Annotated in this window: 1 protein-coding gene; it reads left to right on the plus strand. The window is 60.9% G+C overall.

Translation table 11 applies throughout. From position 1 onward, the window contains the following. Positions 1–422: 422 nt before the first annotated feature. A partial coding sequence (gene ylqF, locus NW820_RS12450; RefSeq protein ID WP_414407650.1) for a ribosome biogenesis GTPase YlqF occupies positions 423–1,258 on the plus strand: 836 nt, incomplete at its 3' end.

Consider the following 1,258-nt stretch of genomic DNA (forward strand, 5'->3'; position numbering starts at 1 on the left):
GTGACATCCTCCCGGCGCTCGTCCTACGGACAGAGCGCGGGCTTCCCTTGGCGTCAGCGGGATGGAGTCTTTACCTCGCGGTTGGGTATTCCTACCCCACGCCACTTGTCTAGGTCTACGACCCCCGACAGAACAACTGGACAGGTGGTTTCCCTTCCCCAGCATTCCTGGGTACTAAAAAGATAATGGTATGGCATGCAGGGATCCATGTATCCCGACGCTAACCCTGCGGGTAGAGCGCGGGGCTTGTTGCCCCCGCACCCCCGTTGGTTAAACATTAGGTTGCCCAGGAAAGGGATCCCAGCGGCACTCACGTTGTATTATTGGCTACTTCAGCCGGCAGGTCGAGCCTCTTTTGGGGAATCGGGCTAGATTGGATCCCACTGTTGATTTCTGCTGTCCACTTCTAGGGTTCTGGCGGCATGAGTTCTCCGGCCATCCAGTGGTATCCCGGCCATATTGCCAAGGCAATTGGCCAGTTGCGGGAAGAGTTGCAGCGGGTGGATGCAGTCATCGAGGTGTTGGATGCGCGGATCCCGTTGGCCAGTCGTCATCCTGAGCTGGGCCGGTGGCTGGGGGAAAAACCTCGCCTCCTGGCTCTGAACAGGGCGGACTGCATTGAGGCTGGGGATCTGAAAGCTTGGCAGGAGTATTTTTTACGGCAAGGGATCCCTGTCTATCCCACCAATGGCCGCTCAGGAGAAGGGGTGAATCGCCTCAAGCAGGCGGTCTTGCAACTGGGGCAATCGGTCAATATGCGGCGTCAACAGCGGGGAATGCGACCGCGGGCCGTTCGGGCGGTGGTGGTGGGCTTTCCCAATGTGGGCAAATCTGCTTTGCTGAATCGACTGTTGGGGCGGCGGGCAGCTGAGAGCGCAGCACGTCCTGGGGTGACGCGGCAACTGCGGTGGGTGCGGCTGGGGGGAGAGTTGGATCTGTTGGACTCGCCGGGCATCCTACCGCCCTCTCTGCCGGATCAACAGGCGGCTTCTCTGTTGGCCATCTGCGATGACATCGGCGAAGCGGCCTACGATCCCGAACGGGTGGCGGCCCACTTTTTGGATCAAGTGCTGAGGGTGCAGCCCCAAGCCGGATCTCTCTTGCAAAAGCGCTACGGTTGGCCGGATCCGATCCCTCCCGGTGGTGCCGCAGTGCAGGAGTTGGCCGAGCGGCGGTATCAAGGGGATCCCCAGCGGGCGGCACGGCAAGTTCTCAACGACTACCGCAAGGGCTTGCTGGGGCCGCTGGCCTTGGAACT

The organism is Synechococcus sp. R55.7 (assembly GCF_047461955.1).
Lineage (GTDB): Bacteria > Cyanobacteriota > Cyanobacteriia > Thermostichales > Thermostichaceae > Thermostichus.